The sequence below is a fragment of the Lelliottia wanjuensis genome (assembly GCF_030238365.1).
Taxonomy (GTDB): Bacteria; Pseudomonadota; Gammaproteobacteria; order Enterobacterales; family Enterobacteriaceae; genus Enterobacter; species Enterobacter wanjuensis.
In genome coordinates this window covers 289903-309152 of record NZ_JASSOT010000064.1, presented here as the reverse complement: position 1 = coordinate 309152, position 19250 = coordinate 289903, and the positions used below count along the sequence as shown (strand labels likewise).

The window sequence follows — 19250 nt, the reverse complement described above, 5'->3', positions numbered from 1 at the left end:
TGCTGTATTTATTATTCTAATTTAATCTCTTATTTGTTGGAGTTGTTTGTTATTGACTAGAAGGGCTATTTCGCCTTTTTTTTCAGTCATTACGGGTTACTATTTATTGCATCAGCGAGGCGCAGGCCGAAATACGCAATCAGGTTTGAACTTGCTGGTGAATATGTTTAGAGGTTTTTTGATTGATGAGGAAATTAAGCCAGGGCATTTATCTGGCTCGGGAGAGTTTTGCTCAAGATTCATTAATCAAAAATCTTATTTGTGTGTCATTTCCTTAAATTACAGGACCACTTTTATGAAACTGAATAACGTTTTTTCTGCTCTGGTATTGGCTTCAGGTTTAACTGCATTTGGCGCTCAGGCCGATCAAGGTAGCGGCGTGGTGACCTTCACCGGCTCCGTGATTGACGCGCCATGCTCCGTGGCAGCGGGCGATGACGATCAGACCATCGATCTGGGCCAGGTTTCCAGCTCCGCAGTGGCAAACGGCGGCACCTCTACGCCGGTTCCTTTCTACATCCACCTGGAAAACTGCTCTGTGGATACGGCTAACACCGTCTCCACCACCTTTACCGGCGCGGATTCCAGCGTTGACGGCGCGGTACTGGGCGTGACTGGCTCTGCAACCGACGTGGGCATCGTGATGACCGACGGCGACAGCAACGCGATCACCCTGGGTGAAGCGACCGTAGGCCAGACCATTCAGAACGGCGACAACACCCTGGCGTACTCCGCCTACATCATCGGTGGCGAAGCGCCAACCGAAGGTGATTTCACCGGTGTGACGAACTGGACTCTGGCATACGAATAAGGTTTCCCCTTATTCCACGATGTTATTCAGGCGGCCTTTCTGGCCGTCTGATATTCCACTCTGACCGAATAAGAGAAAAGGGATTGCGATGCATTTTTTATTATCTACATCGACACCGCCGATCGTGAAAATCTTCCTTTTTCTCCTGTCTGGTTATTGCCTGCCATTACTGGCGGCAAACCAGGGGGACGGCGCGATATTCATTAAAGGGGAGGTGCTTTATACCCCCTGCGCCATTGATCTTGATAGCCGCGACCAGACGATTGATATGGGAGAAACCCCCGTCGCCGAAATAGCCACCAAAGGCTATGGCCCAACGCGTCATTTTACCGTTCGTTTAATCAATTGCCTGATGCTGCCCTCACCAGGGAACAGCCAGTTCGACTCTGAGTATTACCAAATCACCTTTGATCCCATGACCGGAACGGAACGTTTTGCCATTCGCGGTGAAGCCGAGGGCATTGAACTCACCATTCGCGATACCGACGGCAATCTCGCGGTGCCCGGCGTGGCGCTTCCGGCGAAAGAGGTCACCCGGGGAAATATCGATCTTCACTATGCGCTGCAGATGGTAAGCGACGGCCAGCCGCTGAAATCAGGGACATATCAGTCGCTGATTCGCTTCAGAATGGATTATTACTGAGATGAATAAACAGACTCCGCCACGATTCAGACGCTCGACCCTCAGTTTGCTCATTCTGGGAATGCTGCTGCCGGTTTCAGCGTCCTGGGCCGATGACGAGATCCAGTTCAATACCGATGTGCTGGATACTCAGGATAAAGACAACATCGATCTCAGCCATTTCTCCCATCGCGGCTATGTCATGCCAGGCGACTACACCTTCACCATTATGGTAAACAAGGAGAGCCTGAAAGAAGAACAAATCGTGGTTTATCCGGTCGGCGAAAATGGCCAGGAGAGCCTGATCTGCCTCTCACCTGAGCTGGTTTCACGCCTGACGCTGAAAGCCAGCGCCATGCGAGAGTTAAGCTGGCTGCGTGACGGCCAGTGTCTGGATAAAGCCAGCCTCGAGGGGCTGGAGATGCGCGTCGATCTGGCGAAAGATACCCTCTATCTGGCGATCCCGCAGGCTTACCTCGAATTCACCGCCCCGAACTGGGACCCGCCGTCGCGCTGGGATGAGGGAATACCAGGGGGGATTGCCGACTACAACCTCAACGTGCAGACCCAGCACTCGGTCAATTCGTCCGACAGCCAGAGCCTGAGCGGAACCGGCGTGTTCGGGGCCAACCTCGGGCCGTGGCGCGCCCGCGCCGACTGGCAGACCAACTGGGACAAGCGCAACGGCAATACCGACAAAGATTTCAGCTTTAGCCGCTACTACCTCTATCGCGCCATCCCGTCGCTAAAAGCCAAGCTGACCGTGGGCGAGGACTATCTGAGCTCGGACATATTCGACACTTTCCGCTTTAGCGGCGTCAGTCTGAACTCGGATCTCAGCATGCTCCCACCGAGCCTGCGCGGCTATGCCCCGGAAGTGACGGGCATCGCCCGCTCCGGCGGGAAAGTGACCATCAGCCAGCAGGGGCGCGTGCTGTACGAAACCCAGGTGGCGGCGGGGCCGTTTCGCATTCAGGAGCTGAATGACGCGGTCTCCGGCACCCTGGACGTGCGCGTGGATGAGCTGGATGGCAGCGTGCAGACCTTCCAGGTGACGACGGCGTCGGTGCCTTATCTGACGCGTCCCGGTGCGGTGCGCTACAAACTTGCGGCGGGTAAGCCCTCCGAGTGGGAGCACAGCATGACCGGGCCGCTGTTTACCTCCGGGGAAGCTTCCTGGGGGATCGCCAACGGCTGGACGCTGTACGGCGGTACGGTCATCGGCGGGGACTACAACGCCCTGTCGATGGGGATCGGTCGTGACCTCTACCTGCTGGGCGCCGTGGCGGCGGATATCACCCAGTCGCGCGCCTCGCTCCCGTCTGACGGCACGCTCTCCGGCACCTCTTATCGGGTCAGCTACTCCAAAACCTTCGACGAATACGACAGCCAGGTGACCTTCGCGGGGTATCGCTTCTCCGAGCGCGACTTTATGAGCATGTCGGAATATCTCGACGCGCGCTACGGCAGCGGGGCGTCCCACAGCCCGAAAGAGAAATACACGCTCTCCTTCAACAAGCGCTTTCGTGAGCTGGGGCTGAGCACCTATCTGAACTACAGCCACCAGACCTACTGGAACAGCGCCGACAACGATCGCCTGACGCTTTCGATGTCGCGTTACCTCGACGTCGGGCCGTTCAAAAACATGAGCGTCTCCCTGTCGGTGTACCGCAGCGAGTACTACTCCCTGAAGGACGACGGGGCGTATGTGTCGATTTCCCTCCCGATTGGCAACGGCACTTCCCTGAGCTACGGCGCCACCGTCAACCGCACGGATAACACCCATCGCGTCAGCTATTACGGTCGTCTGGATGAGCACAATAGCTTCCAGGTGAGCAGCGGGCTGTCGCGCAGCGGGCCGACGGGCTACGGCTACTACACCTGGCAGGGCGACAGCACCCAGGTGCAGGCCAACGCCAGCTACCAGGCCGGCAGCTACAGCGCCCTGGGGATGACCCTCAACGGCGGTCTGACCATGACCACAGAGGGCGGGGCGGCGCATCGCTCCAACGCGCGCGGCGGAAGCCGGGTGCTGGTGGATACCGCAGGCGTCAGCGGCGTGCCGGTGAAAGGCTTTGGCGCATCGGTCAAAACCAACCGCTTCGGCAAGGCGGTGATTGCGGATGTGAACAGCTACTACCGCAATCCGATCCGCATCGACGTCGACAAACTGGACGAGAACGCCGACGTCACCCGCTCCGTTTCTCAGGCCACGCTCACCGAAGGGGCCATCGGCTACCGCCAGTTTGATGTGATTGCCGGGGGCAAAGCGATGGCCTTTATCCGTAAAGCCGACGGGAGCTACCCGCCGTTTGGCGCCTCCGTCGTGAATGACAAAAATCAGGAAACCGGCGTCGTGAACGACGAAGGGAGCGTTTGGCTGAGCGGCATCCAGGCCAATGGAAAAATGACCGTGAAATGGGATGGCAAAGCCCGCTGCGTGGTGAACCTGCCACCTGTTCTTCCGCAGGTACTGGATAACCTGCTTTTAACCTGTGCGCCGGAATGAACCGGCCCGAACAAGAGATGAGCTTTGAGATGACGAATGTACGATTGCATGCCCTGGCGGGCATCGCGCTGGCGTTTAGCGCTATTGCGCACCAGGCCAACGCCGCCGTGGCGCTGGACCGTACCCGGGTGATTTTCGACGGCGCGGCGAAATCCGTCAGCCTGCGGATCACTAACGAAAACAAAACCCTGCCGTATCTGGCGCAGGGCTGGGTGGAAGACCCTCAGGGCAAAAAGATCACCGATCCGCTGGTGTTGCTCCCGCCGGTTCAGCGCATCGAGCCGGGCGAGCAGAGCCAGATCAAGGTGCAATCCACCGCCGCGATCCAGCGTCTGCCTCAGGATCGGGAGTCGCTGTTCTACTTCAACCTGCGCGAGATCCCGCCAAAAAGCACCAAACCAAACACCCTGCAGCTGGCGCTCCAGACGCGTATCAAGCTGTTCTATCGCCCGTCGGCCCTCGAGGTGAAGCGCACGGATTACGCCACGCCGTTCCAGGAACAGCTCACCCTGACGCGCGAAGGGGATAAGTACCGCATCACCAATCCGACGCCGTATTACATCTCGCTGGTGAATGCGTCGTCGACGCTGACCGGCAAAGCCGCGGCCGGGTTTAAACCGGTGATGGTCGAACCGAAAGGGCAGCTGGTTCTTGCGCCTGCCGCATCGGCACTCGGCGGCGCGCCGGTCCTGACCTATGTGAACGACTTTGGTGGACGAGCGAAGCTGGTCTTTAGCTGCGGGGGCAACGCGTGTAAAGCCGTCCCGCAGGAAAAGAAAAAGTAAGCGATTTCGGGAGGGCTGAATGAAATTCAGAGACTGGAAAAACGGGGGCGCGCTGGCGCTGCTCCTCGCCGCAGGACCCGCCGCCGCCGATGACGTGGCGCTGGTGGACGGCGAGTACGGGCTGCTGCAGGTTTATGGCGCATTGACCGAGAGCGCCTGTCGGCTGGCGATGGAGTCGGCGTGGCAGGAGATCGACATGGGCACCATCGCCACCGGTGAGCTGAAAAAACCGGGCGATCAGGGCACGCCGGTACGCGTCGCGATCCGCCTGGAAGATTGTCTCCCGTCACCCGCGACGATCCGCGATGCCTGGAGCGGGGATCTGCTCTGGAGCCGCGATCAGCCCTCCGTCACCGTCAGCTTTGTGGCACCGGGCGAGGTGTTGAATCCCGGCCTGGTAAAAGTCTCCGGGACGAGCGGCGTGTCGCTGCGCCTGACCGATCGCTATCACCGTGATGTGCGTCTGGGAAGCGAAGGGCAGCCGCTGCTGCTCGAGCCGGGCGGCAACACGCTTTTCTACTATATCGCGCCGGAACGTACCGCTGCCCCGCTGGTGGCGGGCGCGTGGCATGCGCTGATCCACTTCAGGCTCAACTATGACTAGTTTCTTTCTTCGCCTGCTTTCAGGCGCATCTGCGCTCTTGCTGACACCCGTCTGTTTTGCCGCCCTGACGGTGAACGTGACAGGGGTGATCGTGGAAGGGGTCTGCGAGATCAACAACGGCGAGACCATTCACGTGGATTTCGGCAATAACCTGCAGTCGAAGCAGATCGATGGCGAGCATTTTATGCAGAACATCGACTACTCGCTGGCCTGCGAGGATCTGACCTCCAACGATCTGGAGATGCAGTTTGAAGGCACAGCCACTTCGTTCAGCGACGATTATCTCGCTACCGACCGGGAAGGGCTGGGCATCAAGCTGTACATGAACGGCGAGTCGATGCCGCTCAACACCTGGATGCCGTTCACCTGGCCGGAAGTGCCGGTGTTGCAGGCCGCACCGATGAAAGATGACGCGACCGAGGTGGAAACCGGGGTCTTTACCGCCTCCGCCACGCTGAAAATTCAGTACCAGTAAGGGACACATTCTGATGAAACGATTGCTGTACGCCATCATGTTGCTGGGAGGGCTGGCCTTTAGCCAGGCTGCGTCTGCGTCGATCTGGACCTGGATTGACAGTCTTGCGACCTGCTCAAGCACCGCGACCTACTGCTACGACTACAGCTTTACCCTTGCCGACTGGGATGAGGAGGATTCCACCCCCAATCCCTGCTACGGCTTAACGGCATGCACGATTTTTGTCGGTCACCGGCACAACGCGGCCGGGACGTCTGGCCCGCGTACCCACCGTTCATGGGGGGCGGGTGTCTATCCGTTTTTATTGACGGCACAGACGCTGGGCGATCTCGGCAAAGAGATGAAAGCCATCTTCCCGATGCCTTACTCCTCCACTACGCGTCATAGCGGAAGTACGGTCGCCACCGAAGAGTGCGTCGGGTTCTTTTATGCCGCCGGAAAAAACCTCGGCAGCAACTCTTCGGAGGTGAACTCGACGACCTTTGAGGGCTACCCGCTCATGCCCGGCAGTATCTGCGGCGCGGCCCCCGCCCCGAGCGGCTCCTGCGATTTCGACCAGGACGTACTGACCCTCGATCACGGCATGCTGAGTCGCAAGGAGCTGGAAGGGCATGCAGTCAGTGAAAATGTGAGCATCAGCTGCACGACCTCGCAAACGCTGAAACTCTACATCTACTCCGCCGACAAAGTGGAACTGCGCGACGACGGCAGTCTCTACTCAGAGCTCTACATGAACGACAACGTGCTCGGCACCTCGGGCTTTACCCTGGATGTGGAAGCCCAGGATAACGTGGTCGTGAAGTCGGTACTGCGCATCAATGGCACGCCGGAAGCGGGCGAGTTTTCGGGCTCAACGATTATGCTGATCACGGTGGAATAATGAAAAATCCTGAATCGTCTTTAAGCAGTGTCGATCTCTACTGCGCCCTGATGATGGGGGAGATTGTTCCCTATTATCAGCCGGTGATTGACGCCGGAACCCAATCCCTTCACGGGCTGGAAGTGCTGATGCGCTGGGCGCTGGCCGACGTGGACTCAACGCCCGTCGATCTGATTGCCGCGTTTGAAGAGCAGGGGCTGATGCCAGAGATGACCCAGCATCTGCTGCGCCAGGTGGCGGAAGATATTAATGAACTGGATGCGCTGCTGCCGGACGGGTTACATCTCTCTTTTAACGCCAGCCCGGCGCAAATTGAAAAGCCCGGTTTTGTTTTCGATACGCTGTCGTTTCTTGCCGCCCTGCCGCTGGAGAAATATCGCCTGGTGGTGGAAGTGACCGAATCGCAGCCCCTGGCGAATACGCCAGAAGTGGCGGGGACGATCCTGAAATTACAGCTGGCGGATGTCGCCGTCTATTTTGATGATTTTGGCACCGGCTGTGCAAACCTGAATTGCATTGAACAATTCAATGTCGATGGATTAAAAATCGACCGCTTATTTGTCGAAGGATTATCGTCAGGCGCGCGTTCCGCGTCGATTATTTCCCTGATTGCCAGTCTTGCCCAGTCGCAAAAAATGGATGTCATCGCCGAAGGCGTTGAAACAGCGTGCCAGTCGCAGGCACTGTGTGAAATGGGAATTCAGATCCAACAGGGCTATCTATTTTCAAATGCATTAAGTAAAACGCAATTACAACAATACCTTGCGGTCTGAATTGAATATTACCATCGGAACAATGTGGTTTATTAGTTTGGTTGATTTTCTGGTGTTTTGTCACCCTTATTCATATACGCTAAAATGGTTATTGGCATTATCGCCATAAAAAGTGTGGATTAATATTGGAGCTGGTGACAGTGCTATGCATTTTATAATAAACAAAAAGGTCTCTTTCAAGGTGGCGGAGAGGACGATTTCGGATGATAAAGATCAGCATTTGCTTTCCAATCCGGCGTGTCGGCTTTTACTGGTACTTCTGGAGAATAATAATAAGCTCATGACGCGAGAGGATCTCTTGCAGAAGGTGTGGGGAGATTTTGGATTGACGCCCTCGAGCAATAGTCTGAACAATAATGTCAGCATACTGCGCAAGATTTTTTCAGAATTCGACATTAACGATGTCCTGAAAACCATCCCCAAACAGGGGTTTGCCTTAATGCTTGACGATCTGCAATTTAATGAGAAATCCAGAGACTATATGGTGATGCAGGCCATTTCTCAGCCAGATAAGGAGCCGGGTGTCAATAAGAGCTGGCTGATAGGTGCGGGTGCGACGCTGGTGATGATTATTGCCGTCGTGGTCGCGCTGTATCTCAATTTTTTTACTAAGCGTGAAGAGGTCATTTTTTACAAACAAGTGAATGCGTGCAAAATTTACTATTTCAATAACGTCAATGTGGATCGTGTCGAACGCTATTTCGCGGAAGGTAAAGGCGTAAGGTTATTACAGAAATGCGCCACCCCACATAATATCTATTACGATGACAGTAAGCTCCATGAAAAAACGGACCTTCTTGAAATCATTGTCGCAAAATGCACGCTGGATGTGAAAGGGGCTCTGGGTGAATGTAAAAACTACATCACGACTAAAGGTGATTAGTCTTGTTGCGCTGTTGATTGTCTTGTTTGTGGGGGCGCTGCTTTACGTACCGAAGAGTAAAAGCGATCTCGATTGTACTGCCGATATCCATCTCACGATGGACAGTAACGAGGAAAAACTGGATGCCCGAATTCATCTCGTGGTCCATTTTGTCCCGGATGCGCGCAGCTATATTACCGAGTATGGGGTAGTGAATTACGGTGACAAACGCTATATCGTCGATCGCTATGTGCGGCTACGATATTCCGATGACAGTAACCACAATTTTGTCGAATTTCAGCGCGAAGGAATTGATAAAAACAGTGGCGAAACCTTGCCTGAGTTTCTGTCACAAAAACTCACCTCGGCACAAAAAGTGTTTTTCTTTAAAGTAAGGAAATTACACAACGAAATCTGGAGTATTAGCGATTTACGGCGAACCGTACTGGTGTGCGCTAAAACTGAATAACGCGGTATCTCATTAGTTTTCATTGATAATTGCCTGTCCTGGCCCTGTGAATATCACGGGCCAGCGTTTTCCTGTGCCTTTTTCTGACTGATATAAGCTTGATGGTGTAATCGAATGTCTTCTATGGTGTTAGTAACAAAAGATAACTATTTGTATAATGGAATAAAGCAATTCCTGCCGGTTCGTCGTTTGCAGGAGATTATCTATTCCAAAGAACATGCCAGCGAATGTTTGGTGTTAATAGATAGCCGGGTTTCTTTACGTTATCTCGAAGATGTTTATGTATGGTTATCCGCCCTGTTCGATAAAACCAAAGCGCTGGTCCTGAAAATGGAGAGCGAAACCTGTCAGGTATCGCCCATGCCAAGACGACATAACGCCGTCGATATGAAATCCCCCGGGGAACAGATCGCCTGCGACATTTTGAGCGAGCTTGAAACGTTTTCTGCCGATAAATGGCAGCGGAAAATTTATGTTGAAATCAATGAGCGCGAGACGACGTTAATCAGGAGCTTACTGGCAGATATAGACGTTGAGGAGATCGCCCAACGGCTGTGTTGCTCTTATAAGCAGGTCTATAAATTACGCGACAAAATGTGCCAGAGGTTAAATGCCAAACACTTCTATATGGTCTGCCTGTATGTGTTTCGCCACGACCTGCTTAACCGGGAATACCTTCTCCCCACCACCTGGCTGCGCGGATAAATCGGGTTATCCGTTTTTTCACTTTGCTTTGCACTTCTTTATCTAAAAACTGTTTGGAATGAAAGATTCTTTTTTATTCCTTTATCAAAATTCCTGCGCCAGAAATACTGCTCCCATAACAAGAGGGGAGCAGACACTATGGCAATTTCATCGCGTATTACCTTACTCGGCGCACTGGCGCTGTGGGCATTTCAGGCGCAGGCGGTCGATGTGACCGTCGCGTATCAAACCTCCGCGGAACCGGCGAAAGTCGCGCAGGCGGACAACACCTTTGCCAAAGAGAGCGGCGCAAAAGTTGACTGGCGCAAGTTCGACAGCGGCGCGAGCATCGTCCGGGCACTGGCATCGGGCGATGTGCAGATCGGCAACCTCGGCTCAAGCCCGCTGGCGGTAGCGGCCAGCCAGCAGGTGCCGATTGAAGTCTTCCTTCTCGCCTCGCAGCTCGGGAACTCCGAAGCGCTGGTGGTGAAGAAAAACATCACCAAACCGGAAGATCTGATCGGCAAGCGCATCGCGGTGCCCTTTATCTCCACCACCCATTACAGCCTGCTGGCGGCCCTCAAACACTGGGGGATCAAACCCGGTCAGGTGCAGATTCTGAACCTGCAGCCACCGGCGATTATCGCCGCCTGGCAGCGCGGGGATATCGACGGGGCCTACGTCTGGGCTCCGGCAGTGAACGAACTGGAAAAAGACGGCACCGTGCTGACCGACTCGGAAAAAGTGGGCCAGTGGGGCGCGCCGACGCTGGACGTCTGGGTGGTTCGCAAGGACTTTGCCGAGAAGCATCCTGAAGTGGTGAAAGCCTTCGCCAAAAGCGCCATCGACGCCCAGCAGCCGTACATCGAAAATCCGGACGAATGGCTGAAACAGCCGGCGAATCTGGAAAAACTCTCGCGCCTGAGCGGCGTCCCTGAATCCGACGTGCCGGGGCTGGTGAAAGGCAATACCTACCTGACGCCTGCGCAACAGGTGCAGCAGCTGTCTGGCCCGGTGAATAAGGCGATTGTCGACACTGCCGGGTTCCTGAAAGAACAGGGCAAAGTGCCTGCGGTAGCGGCGGATTACAGCCAGTTCGTGACCGATCGCTTTGTGAAGTAACGGGAGGCCGTGATGCTGCAAATAACAAACCTGTCCGCCAGCTACGGCGGGAAACCCGCGCTGGAGGATATCAATCTGACGCTGGACAGCGGAGAGCTGCTGGTGGTGCTTGGGCCGTCCGGCTGCGGGAAAACCACGCTGCTTAATCTGATCGCCGGGTTTGTTCCGTATCAGCACGGCACCATTCATCTGGAAGGTAAACGGGTGGAAGGCCCCGGAGCGGAGCGCGGCGTGGTCTTCCAGAGCGAAGGGTTACTGCCCTGGCGCAACGTGCAGGAGAACGTCGCTTTCGGTCTGCAACTGGCGGGGACCGAGCGCGCGCAGCGCCTTGAAACGGCGCGCCAGATGCTGAAAAAAGTGGGGCTGGAAGGGGCGGAAAAACGCTTCATCTGGCAGCTCTCAGGCGGGCAGCGTCAGCGCGTGGGGATTGCTCGTGCGCTGGCGGCCAACCCTCAGCTGTTGCTGCTGGATGAACCTTTCGGCGCGCTGGACGCCTTCACTCGCGAACAGATGCAAACCCTGCTCCTGCGCCTGTGGCACGAGACCGGCAAGCAGGTGCTGCTGATAACCCATGACATCGAAGAAGCCGTGTTTATGGCGACCGAGCTGGTGCTGCTTTCGCCGGGGCCGGGCCGGGTGCTGGAGCGCCTGCCGCTGGACTTTGCCCGTCGCTTTGTCGCAGGAGAGCCGGTGCGCAGCATCAAATCCGATCCGCAGTTTATCGCTCAGCGCGAATATGTGTTGAGCCGGGTGTTTGAGCAGCGGGAGGCGTTCTCATGAGCATCGTCTTTAGCGAAAAACGGGCCGGAAAACGTTTCACCTTCCGCTGGCCATTTTCTCGTCAGATTACCCTGAGCGCAGGCACGCTGCTGGTGCTGCTGGCGATCTGGTGGGCCGTCGCGGCGCAGCAGTGGGTCAGCCCGCTGTTTCTGCCGCCGCCTGCTCAGGTGCTGACAAAACTGATCTCCATCGCCGGGCCGCAGGGCTTTATGGATGCGACCTTATGGCAGCATCTGGCGGCGAGCCTGGGGCGCATTCTGGTGGCGCTGCTGGCGGCGGTGAGCATCGGTATCCCGGTGGGGATTGCGATGGGGCTCAGCCCGACGGTGCGCGGCATCCTCGATCCGCTGATTGAGCTTTACCGCCCGGTACCGCCGCTGGCCTATCTGCCGCTGATGGTGATCTGGTTTGGCATCGGGGAGACCTCGAAGATCTTACTGATCTATCTGGCGATTTTTGCCCCTGTCGCCATGTCGGCGTTGGCCGGGGTGAAGAGCGCCCAGCAGGTGCGGATCCGCGCGGCGCAGTCGCTTGGCGCCAGCCGCGCACAGGTGCTGTGGTTTGTGATTTTACCCGGCGCGCTGCCGGAGATTTTAACCGGTTTGCGCATTGGTTTAGGCGTGGGCTGGTCGACGCTGGTGGCGGCGGAGCTGATTGCCGCCACGCGCGGGCTTGGATTTATGGTGCAGTCGGCAGGCGAATTTCTGGCGACGGATGTGGTGCTGGCAGGGATCGCGGTGATCGCCGTGATTGCCTTTAGTTTAGAACTGGGGCTGCGCGCGTTACAGCGCCGCCTGACGCCCTGGCATGGAGAGATACAATGAGTGAACGTCTGACCATTACCCCGCTGGGGCCGTACATTGGCGCGCAAATTTCGGGCCTCGACGTGACGCGCCCGCTGAGTGACAACCAGTTTGAGCAGCTGTATCACGCGGTGCTGCGCCATCAGGTGGTGTTCCTGCGCGAGCAGGCGGTGACGCCGCACCAGCAACGCGCCCTGGCGCTGCGTTTTGGCGATCTGCACATTCACCCGGTCTATCCGCATGCCGAAGGGGTGGAGGAGATTATCGTGCTGGATACCCACAACGATAATCCGCCGGATAACGACAACTGGCACACCGATGTGACCTTTATCGAGACGCCGCCCGCAGGCGCGATTCTGGCGGCCAAGCTGCTGCCGGATACCGGGGGCGATACGCTGTGGACCAGCGGGATTGCGGCGTTTGATGCGCTGTCAGCCCCGCTTAAACAGCTGCTGAGCGGTTTGCGCGCGGAGCACGATTTCAAGAAATCTTTCCAGGAATATAAGTACCGCAAAAGCGAGGAAGAGCATCAGCGCTGGCAGGAGGCGGTGGCGAAACACCCGCCGCTGCTGCATCCGGTGGTGCGCACCCATCCGGTGACGGGCAAACAGGCGCTGTTCGTCAACGAAGGATTTACCACGCGGATTGTGGATCTGGCCGAGAAAGAGAGCGAGGCGCTGTTAGGGTTCCTGTTTGCGCATATCACGAAACCGGAGTTCCAGGTGCGCTGGCGCTGGCAGCAAAACGATCTGGCGATCTGGGATAACCGCGTGACGCAGCATTACGCCAATGCGGATTACCTGCCGCAGCGCAGGATTATGCAGCGGGCGACGATTTTGGGGGATAAGCCGTTTTATCGTGCGGGGTAAGGGCGTCGGGTGGCGGCTACGCCTTACCCGACCTACGGTTTTGTAGGCCCGGTAAGCGCAGCGCCACCGGGCGAAAAATCACCGCAAATGCACCTCTATATACCGCTGATACCGGTTCGCCTTCAGATAGCATAAATCCACCAGCACCAGCCCATCCACGCAGTTGTTGAACGCCGGATCGCTGCCGAAATCGATAAACTGCACGCCGCCGGGCTCGCATAGTTCGGAATACTGCTTGTAGAGCGGGGGGATGCCGCAGCCCAGATTGCCGAGCAGGGATTTCAGCTTTGTCAGATCCTCGACATAATCCACGCCGCCAAACTGCGCCAGCACGTCGGGTAACGACGCCGGATAAGGCTGACGCGACGCGGCCAGAGGATGACTTGCCGGGAACCACAGGCGGTAAAACGCCACCAGCAGGTCCCGCGCGTCGGGAGGTAGCCCGCCGGAAATCGAGACCGGGCCGAACAGATAGCGATACTGCGGATAGCGCGCCAGATACGCCCCAATCCCGGACCAGAGATAATCCAGACCCCGACGGCCCCAGTAGCGCGGCTGAATAAAACTGCGGCCCAGTTCAATGCCGTGCTCCAGCACGTCCTGCATGTTGTCGTCGTAGTGGAAGAGGCTATAGCTGTACAGGCCGTCCAGCCCGCGCTGTTCGATCTGTCGGGCGGTCGGCATAAAGCGGTAAGCGCCGACGATCTCCAGATCCTCTTCATCCCACAAAATCAGATGCAGATAGTCATCGTCATAGCCGTCGGTGTCGCGGCGTTTGCCGCTCCCCTCATCGACGGCGCGAAAGGCGATCTCACGTAAGCGTCCCAGCTCGCGCAGAAGCGGCGCATCCTCTTGCCCGTTGCGTTGCCACAGATAAATCCCTTTGCCATCAGCGGTTTTACCGAGGCATTCGGTCTGCGCCAGCTCGCGTTTCAGTGTCGCTCTGTCTTCCGGACGGGCGATGGCGCACTGGGTTTTGAACAGGCCCGGCAATCCCTTGCCAAGACGGATCACGTGCTGGCGGCACCGCTCGGCCATGTCACGCGACGAAAGGGAGGCGCTAAACCAGTGGCTAAAGGCAATCTGCTGGCCGATTTTGATCGGCAAGGTGCTGTGACGACGCCGGAACATCTGCTGCATGAGCAGCAGCATCGAGAGCGTCGGCGAGACCAGCGTGCTGGCATAAAACAGCAGGCTGTTGTGCGCCTGAATATGGACCGGCAGCAGCGGCGCTCGCAGCTTGCTGGCCAGTTTGATAAAGCCGGAATGCCACTTTTTATCGCGGATCCCTTTGCGCGTCGGGCGCGAGACTTCGCCCGCCGGGAAGAAGATCAGCACGCCGCCGTCTTGCAGGTGGTTTTCCATCTGTAAGAGCGACGATTTCGCTGTTTTACCACCCATGTTATCCACCGGGATAAACAGTGAGCTGAGTGGTTCAAGGTGCGTCAGCATCCGGTTGGTGACCACTTTGACATCCCGACGGACGCGGGAAACTGCATACAGCAGTGCCAGGCCATCCAGCGTGCCGGTGGGGTGGTTGGCGATAATCACCAGTGGACCGTGTTCGGGGATTTGTTCGAGATCGTGCGCGGAGGTGGTGCAGAGAATATCCAGATGTTCCAGAACCTGCTCCACCATGTCGAGTCCTTTCAGGTGGCGGTTTTTTGCGGCGAACTGCTGAAACTCTTCTTCGTAAAACAGTCGTTTTAACAGGCTTTTTTGCCAGGGTGCGGGCCTCGCCTGAGGCCAAAGATCATCAAGAACGCTATCGAGACTAAACATAGTGGTTTCTCCTGTCCTCTTGCCCAGACAGTAGAAGTTCCAGATGTCGTTTGTATTGCAGTTCGGTGAAGTTTAGTGGGGTGGGAATGCAGGCCGGGTAGGGCGAAACCGCTACCCGGCACACCGGCGTATTAACGCAGGATTTTCTTCTCGGCCAGATCGAGTGCGAAGTAGCTGAAGATCAGATCCGCACCGGCGCGTTTGATCGCTCCCAGGCTTTCGAGGATCACTTTCTCTTCGTCAATGGCACCCGCCTGTGCGGCGAATTTGATCATCGCGTACTCACCGCTCACCTGGTAGGCACCCAGCGGCAGCTCGGTACGCTCGCGGATGTCGCGCAGGATATCCAGGTACGCCCCGGCAGGTTTCACCATCAGGCAATCGGCGCCCTGGGCTTCGTCCAGCAGGGATTCGCGGATCGCCTCCCGGCGGTTGAGCGGGTTCATCTGATAGGTTTTGCGATCGCCCTTCAGCGCCGTGCCTGCGGCTTCGCGGAACGGGCCATAGAACGAAGAGGCGAATTTGGTGGAGTAGGACATGATAGCGGTGTCGGTGAAACCGGCCGCGTCCAGCGCCTGGCGAATCGCCTGCACTTGCCCGTCCATCGCCGCCGATGGCGCGATGAAATCGGCGCCGGCTGCGGCGGCAACCACTGCCTGTTTGCCGAGGTTTATCAGGGTTGCGTCGTTATCCACGCCGTGATCGCACAGTACGCCGCAGTGGCCGTGGGAGGTGTATTCGCAGAAGCAGGTGTCGGACATGACGATCATTTCCGGCACCGCCTCTTTGCAGATGCGGGACATGCGCGCGACCAGACCGTTCTCTTTCAGAGCGTCGCTGCCGGTCGCGTCCGTATGGTGCGAGATCCCGAAGGTCATCACCGAGCGGATACCGGCGTTGGCGATGCGTTCAATCTCACGCGCCAGGTGTTTTTCCGGAATGCGCATCACGCCTGGCATGGCGTCGATGGCTTTGTAGTCATCGATCTCTTCTTCCACAAAAATCGGCAACACCAGGTCGTTTAAGCTGAGTGTTGTCTCTTCAAACATAGCGCGCAGCGCAGGGGATTTGCGCAGGCGGCGGGGACGTGCAATTAAATCGGTCATGGGATGCCTGATGTCTGGAGAACAATGGGCAGTATTGTACCTGAAATGGCCCTGAGCTGTTTTACGAAAGTGGTGGTTTTGCTGGCAGAGGTGATGAAGTCTGTGCCGCGGAATGTCGCAGCTGGGGCTCTATTTATATTTAAAGACAGCCGTACGATTTCATTAATTTATTCATGGTGTTTCTTGTTTCTCCTGGTTGTATTTTTCAAAGTATTATATCTCATGGAAATATATTAATTAATAAGGTTTTCTCATTCTGTGATTCATTGCAATTATAATGTCTTTTGCTTATTTATTAATGTTTTCAGTGGCTATTGCACATAATTGTCTGGAAACGGACTTAATCGAATCATTCATTGAACCTTTTTGAATGGAGACTGCATAATTCGCTCCGCAATATATTTTGTTGCACTTGTGTTTTGACGGACAAACTTGCTTACGTCCCTGAGGAGGGATGACTCAATGCAAACATGGAAAAAGAAACTCGTTGTATCTCAAATTGCATTAGCGTGCACGTTGGCTATCGCTTCTCAGGCTAATGCTAAAGATATTTCCGGCACCACGTACAATACTTACGGTTACGATAATACCGTTACAACCCCCTGGTATAACGGCTACGCTGACTGGGATTACTCAGGCAGCGCGCACAATGGCGACATTTATCCGGTTATCAATAAATCGATCGTTAACGGTGTTATTTCCACGTACAACCTGGACGATGGAATCAATGGCCGTGCGAATGCGCTGAGCATTTCTAACAGCAAGGTCAATGGGATGATCACTTCCCAGTGCCTGCCGGGCTACTGCAATGAAGTTCAGAACTCGGACGGTACTGACCACAAGCAATACGATCGTTTCAGCCTGACGGTAGATAATTCCACCATTAACGATACCTATGAGCATTTTGCTTATGACGTAGTGAATGGTGATAAAACCGAAACTCATTATATTGATACCTACGCGCTGGGTAACGCCATTACGCTGGACACTGAGTCCGATATCGTTATCCAGAATAATTCGCATGTAGCGGGTATTACGCTGGCTCAGGGCTATAATTACCCGGATAACACGCCTTATGACAGTACTGTGGGCGTTGCCAATAGCAGCCACGTCTTTACCGACACGCTGGTGGTTAAAGATTCGGTGCTGACTTCTGGCGCTTATAGCGATCTTGGAACCGACGGTTTTTATGGCCAAAGCGCGAAGCCGAGTGACTACGGTGAAACTAATGCCACGGCGCAAGACAATGCGGCTTTAATTGTTTCATCAGGAACTCAAACCGATCCAGATAACCGCTTTGACAACGCGATGCAAACTACAGCGACGTTTGATCATTCAACGGTTACCGGCGATATTCTGTTTAAGAGCACCTTCGATAAAAACTTCTACGTAAACGGCGACCCGGCGACTAACACGACGGACGATGGCGTCTATAACCCAACTACCAATGGCTGGGATGGTACCGATAAACTGGATGTCACCTTAACCAACGGCAGCAAGTGGGTGGGGGCAGCAGTTTCAGAGGTTGAACATATCTCCACTGAACAAATGTATGGTCTCGGTTATACCGGCGTTGACTTGACGACTCTGTCACCGAACAGCATCTGGCCTGATCCTCTTAACAGTACTATTAACGATCATATCCTGAGCAATCAGGTTTATCAGAGCGGCCTGTTCAACGTCACGCTAGACAATGGGTCTGAGTGGGACACGCGTAATGACTCCAACATTGATAAGCTGGCGGTAAATAACCAGTCTCAGGTCAATGTAGAAAGCTCTCGCCTGAAGGCTGACAGCATCACGCTGACCAACGACTCATCACTGAACATTGGTGATGCCGGTATCGTGAAAACAAACAGCCTCTATCTGGATAGTGGCAGCCATGCTGCGCTGACCGAAGAGACCGCTGAACTCTACGCCAACACCATCACCGTGGATAACGGTGCCGAACTGGCGCTGGGTCTGGGCCAGGTGGATACCCACAAAATGGTGCTGACCGATGGCGGTGTGCTGAACGTGGCCAGCCGTGATTATGTGCTGAACTCCGATCTGAACAACGCACGCAATACCACCAACGATAAGAGCAAAGCTGAATACGACTACGGCGTGGTTGCGCTGAACTCCGACGGTCACCTGGCGGTGAACGGCGAAGTCGCTGGCAACTACAAAGTGCGTATCGATAATGCGACAGGCGCAGGTAAGGTTGCTGATTATAAAGGCAACGAAGTCATTCGCGTTTATGACAACAATGCCGATACTCAGGCTACCTTCACCGCAGCCAACAAAGCCGATCTGGGCGCTTATACCTATCAGGCGCAGCAGCAGGGCGACACCGTGGTTCTGCATCAGGAAGAGCTGACTGACTACGCCAACATGGCGCTGAGCATTCCTTCTGCCAACACCAATATCTGGAACCTGGAGCAGGATGCCGTGGGCAACCGTCTGACCAACAGCCGTCATGGCCTGGCAGATAAAGGCGGCGCATGGGTGAGCTACTTCGGTGGCAACTTCGACGGCGATAACGGCGTAATCAACTACGATCAGGATGTTAACGGCGTGATGGTCGGTCTGGATACGCAGATTGACGGTAACAATGCGAAATGGATCCTCGGTGGTGCGGCAGGCTTCGCAAAAGGCGATGTGAGCGATCACTCTGGTCAGGTTGATCAGGATAGCCAGACGGCGATGATCTACTCATCCGCGTACTTTGCTAACAATGTCTTTGTTGATGGCTCCTTGAACTACACTCGCTTCAATAACGATCTCTCCGCAACCATGAGCAACGGTCAGTACGTGGACGGTAACACCACCTCTGACGCCTGGGGCTTTGGTCTGAAACTGGGTTATGACTGGAAACCAAACACCTCTGGTTATGTGACTCCGTACGCTGCCGTGTCGGGTCTGTTCCAGTCTGGCGACAGTTACCAGCTCAGCAACGACATGCGTATGGACGGTCAGTCATACGACAGCATGCGTTATGAAACGGGTATTGATGCGGGTTACACCTTCAACTACGGTGGCGATCAGGCCCTGACTCCGCACTTCACCCTGGCGTACGTTTATGACGACTCCAGCAACGATGCGAACGTTAACGGTGACAGCATCGACAATGGTGTGAAAGGCTCTGCTGTTCGCGTAGGCCTGGGCACTCAGTTCAGCTTCACCAAAAACTTCAGCACCTACACGGAAGCTAACTATCTCGGTGGCGGTGATGTTGACCAAAACTGGGGCGCAAATCTGGGTGTGAAATATACCTGGTAATGCCTGAATCGCGGGGGGAGTGATCTCCCCGCTTTTTTTATAACGATAATAAT

Annotated in this window: 18 protein-coding genes; 16 read left to right on the top strand and 2 right to left on the bottom strand. The window is 55.5% G+C overall.

Going from position 1 to position 19250, the window contains the following annotated elements; translation table 11 throughout:
- Positions 1-295: 295 nt before the first annotated feature.
- The 15 genes from QQF33_RS17790 to tauD all read left to right on the top strand — a co-directional run bounded on the left by QQF33_RS17790 (position 296) and on the right by tauD (position 13048).
- Entirely contained in the window at positions 296-811 is a 516-nt protein-coding gene (locus QQF33_RS17790; protein WP_103949952.1) for a fimbrial protein, read from the top strand.
- Positions 812-899: 88 nt separating this feature from the next.
- A complete protein-coding gene (locus QQF33_RS17785) occupies positions 900-1454 on the top strand; it encodes a fimbrial protein (RefSeq protein WP_095280923.1) in 555 nt (184 codons plus the stop codon).
- Position 1455: 1 nt separating this feature from the next.
- A complete protein-coding gene (locus QQF33_RS17780; RefSeq protein ID WP_285158343.1) occupies positions 1456-3942 on the top strand; it encodes an outer membrane usher protein in 2487 nt (828 codons plus the stop codon).
- A 29-nt stretch (positions 3943-3971) separates the two neighbouring features.
- Positions 3972-4727: a fimbria/pilus periplasmic chaperone gene (locus QQF33_RS17775; RefSeq protein WP_285158342.1), complete on the top strand. Its 756-nt coding sequence runs from the start codon at positions 3972-3974 to the stop codon at positions 4725-4727.
- 19 nt (positions 4728-4746) lie between these two features.
- Positions 4747-5331, top strand: coding sequence for a fimbrial protein (locus QQF33_RS17770; protein ID WP_285158341.1), 585 nt, complete (start codon positions 4747-4749; stop codon positions 5329-5331).
- The gene (locus QQF33_RS17765; protein ID WP_095280926.1) at positions 5324-5806 is read left to right on the top strand and encodes a fimbrial protein; all 483 of its coding nucleotides are present in this window, start codon (positions 5324-5326) and stop codon (positions 5804-5806) included. The genes QQF33_RS17770 and QQF33_RS17765 overlap by 8 nt, the downstream gene beginning before the upstream one ends.
- Positions 5807-5819: 13 nt before the next feature.
- On the top strand, positions 5820-6686 hold the full coding sequence (locus QQF33_RS17760; protein WP_285158340.1) for an MrpH family fimbial adhesin: 867 nt from the start codon (positions 5820-5822) through the stop codon (positions 6684-6686).
- Positions 6686-7459 carry an EAL domain-containing protein gene (locus tag QQF33_RS17755; RefSeq protein WP_285158339.1) on the top strand — a complete coding sequence of 258 codons (774 nt, stop codon included), beginning with the start codon at positions 6686-6688 and terminating at the stop codon, positions 7457-7459. Before QQF33_RS17760 ends, QQF33_RS17755 begins: the two co-directional genes overlap by 1 nt.
- Positions 7460-7571: 112 nt before the next feature.
- Positions 7572-8342, top strand: coding sequence for a winged helix-turn-helix domain-containing protein (locus QQF33_RS17750; protein ID WP_285158338.1), 771 nt, complete (start codon positions 7572-7574; stop codon positions 8340-8342).
- On the top strand, positions 8305-8790 hold the full coding sequence (locus tag QQF33_RS17745) for a hypothetical protein (protein ID WP_285145255.1): 486 nt from the start codon (positions 8305-8307) through the stop codon (positions 8788-8790). The genes QQF33_RS17750 and QQF33_RS17745 overlap by 38 nt, the downstream gene beginning before the upstream one ends.
- Positions 8791-8904: 114 nt before the next feature.
- A complete protein-coding gene (locus QQF33_RS17740; protein ID WP_285158337.1) occupies positions 8905-9495 on the top strand; it encodes a hypothetical protein in 591 nt (196 codons plus the stop codon).
- A gap of 138 nt (positions 9496-9633) precedes the next feature.
- The gene (tauA, locus tag QQF33_RS17735; protein ID WP_095280932.1) at positions 9634-10596 is read left to right on the top strand and encodes a taurine ABC transporter substrate-binding protein; all 963 of its coding nucleotides are present in this window, start codon (positions 9634-9636) and stop codon (positions 10594-10596) included.
- Between the two features lie 12 nt (positions 10597-10608).
- On the top strand, positions 10609-11376 hold the full coding sequence (gene tauB, locus QQF33_RS17730; protein WP_282492681.1) for a taurine ABC transporter ATP-binding subunit: 768 nt from the start codon (positions 10609-10611) through the stop codon (positions 11374-11376).
- Positions 11373-12200 (top strand): taurine ABC transporter permease TauC, encoded by an 828-nt coding sequence (gene tauC / locus QQF33_RS17725; RefSeq protein ID WP_285158336.1) that lies wholly within the window; start codon positions 11373-11375, stop codon positions 12198-12200. The genes tauB and tauC overlap by 4 nt, the downstream gene beginning before the upstream one ends.
- A complete protein-coding gene (gene tauD, locus QQF33_RS17720; protein WP_285149896.1) occupies positions 12197-13048 on the top strand; it encodes a taurine dioxygenase in 852 nt (283 codons plus the stop codon). The genes tauC and tauD overlap by 4 nt, the downstream gene beginning before the upstream one ends.
- Before the next feature lie 78 nt (positions 13049-13126).
- On the opposite strand, the gene QQF33_RS17715 is transcribed toward tauD, so the two are convergent.
- Positions 13127-14830 (bottom strand): lysophospholipid acyltransferase family protein, encoded by a 1704-nt coding sequence (locus tag QQF33_RS17715; protein ID WP_285158335.1) that lies wholly within the window; start codon positions 14828-14830, stop codon positions 13127-13129.
- A 131-nt stretch (positions 14831-14961) separates the two neighbouring features.
- Positions 14962-15936 (bottom strand): porphobilinogen synthase, encoded by a 975-nt coding sequence (hemB, locus tag QQF33_RS17710; protein ID WP_100777467.1) that lies wholly within the window; start codon positions 15934-15936, stop codon positions 14962-14964.
- Between the two features lie 462 nt (positions 15937-16398).
- Between hemB and QQF33_RS17705 the strand changes: the two genes are divergently transcribed.
- Positions 16399-19197: an autotransporter outer membrane beta-barrel domain-containing protein gene (locus tag QQF33_RS17705; protein WP_285158334.1), complete on the top strand. Its 2799-nt coding sequence runs from the start codon at positions 16399-16401 to the stop codon at positions 19195-19197.
- Positions 19198-19250 lie beyond the last annotated feature (53 nt).

What these genes read in the sequence shown, in the direction of transcription:
- QQF33_RS17740 (WP_285158337.1), top strand. Translation starts at nt 8,905, where the DNA reads ATGTCTTCTATGGTGTTAGTAACAAAAGATAACTATTTGTATAATGGA.
- tauA (WP_095280932.1), top strand. Translation starts at nt 9,634, where the DNA reads ATGGCAATTTCATCGCGTATTACCTTACTCGGCGCACTGGCGCTGTGG.
- QQF33_RS17775 (WP_285158342.1), top strand. Translation starts at nt 3,972, where the DNA reads ATGACGAATGTACGATTGCATGCCCTGGCGGGCATCGCGCTGGCGTTT.
- QQF33_RS17755 (WP_285158339.1), top strand. Translation starts at nt 6,686, where the DNA reads ATGAAAAATCCTGAATCGTCTTTAAGCAGTGTCGATCTCTACTGCGCC.
- tauB (WP_282492681.1), top strand. Translation starts at nt 10,609, where the DNA reads ATGCTGCAAATAACAAACCTGTCCGCCAGCTACGGCGGGAAACCCGCG.
- tauD (WP_285149896.1), top strand. Translation starts at nt 12,197, where the DNA reads ATGAGTGAACGTCTGACCATTACCCCGCTGGGGCCGTACATTGGCGCG.
- QQF33_RS17770 (WP_285158341.1), top strand. Translation starts at nt 4,747, where the DNA reads ATGAAATTCAGAGACTGGAAAAACGGGGGCGCGCTGGCGCTGCTCCTC.
- QQF33_RS17780 (WP_285158343.1), top strand. Translation starts at nt 1,456, where the DNA reads ATGAATAAACAGACTCCGCCACGATTCAGACGCTCGACCCTCAGTTTG.
- QQF33_RS17705 (WP_285158334.1), top strand. Translation starts at nt 16,399, where the DNA reads ATGCAAACATGGAAAAAGAAACTCGTTGTATCTCAAATTGCATTAGCG.
- tauC (WP_285158336.1), top strand. Translation starts at nt 11,373, where the DNA reads ATGAGCATCGTCTTTAGCGAAAAACGGGCCGGAAAACGTTTCACCTTC.
- QQF33_RS17790 (WP_103949952.1), top strand. Translation starts at nt 296, where the DNA reads ATGAAACTGAATAACGTTTTTTCTGCTCTGGTATTGGCTTCAGGTTTA.
- QQF33_RS17765 (WP_095280926.1), top strand. Translation starts at nt 5,324, where the DNA reads ATGACTAGTTTCTTTCTTCGCCTGCTTTCAGGCGCATCTGCGCTCTTG.
- QQF33_RS17760 (WP_285158340.1), top strand. Translation starts at nt 5,820, where the DNA reads ATGAAACGATTGCTGTACGCCATCATGTTGCTGGGAGGGCTGGCCTTT.
- QQF33_RS17785 (WP_095280923.1), top strand. Translation starts at nt 900, where the DNA reads ATGCATTTTTTATTATCTACATCGACACCGCCGATCGTGAAAATCTTC.
- QQF33_RS17715 (WP_285158335.1), bottom strand. Translation starts at nt 14,830, where the DNA reads ATGTTTAGTCTCGATAGCGTTCTTGATGATCTTTGGCCTCAGGCGAGG.
- hemB (WP_100777467.1), bottom strand. Translation starts at nt 15,936, where the DNA reads ATGACCGATTTAATTGCACGTCCCCGCCGCCTGCGCAAATCCCCTGCG.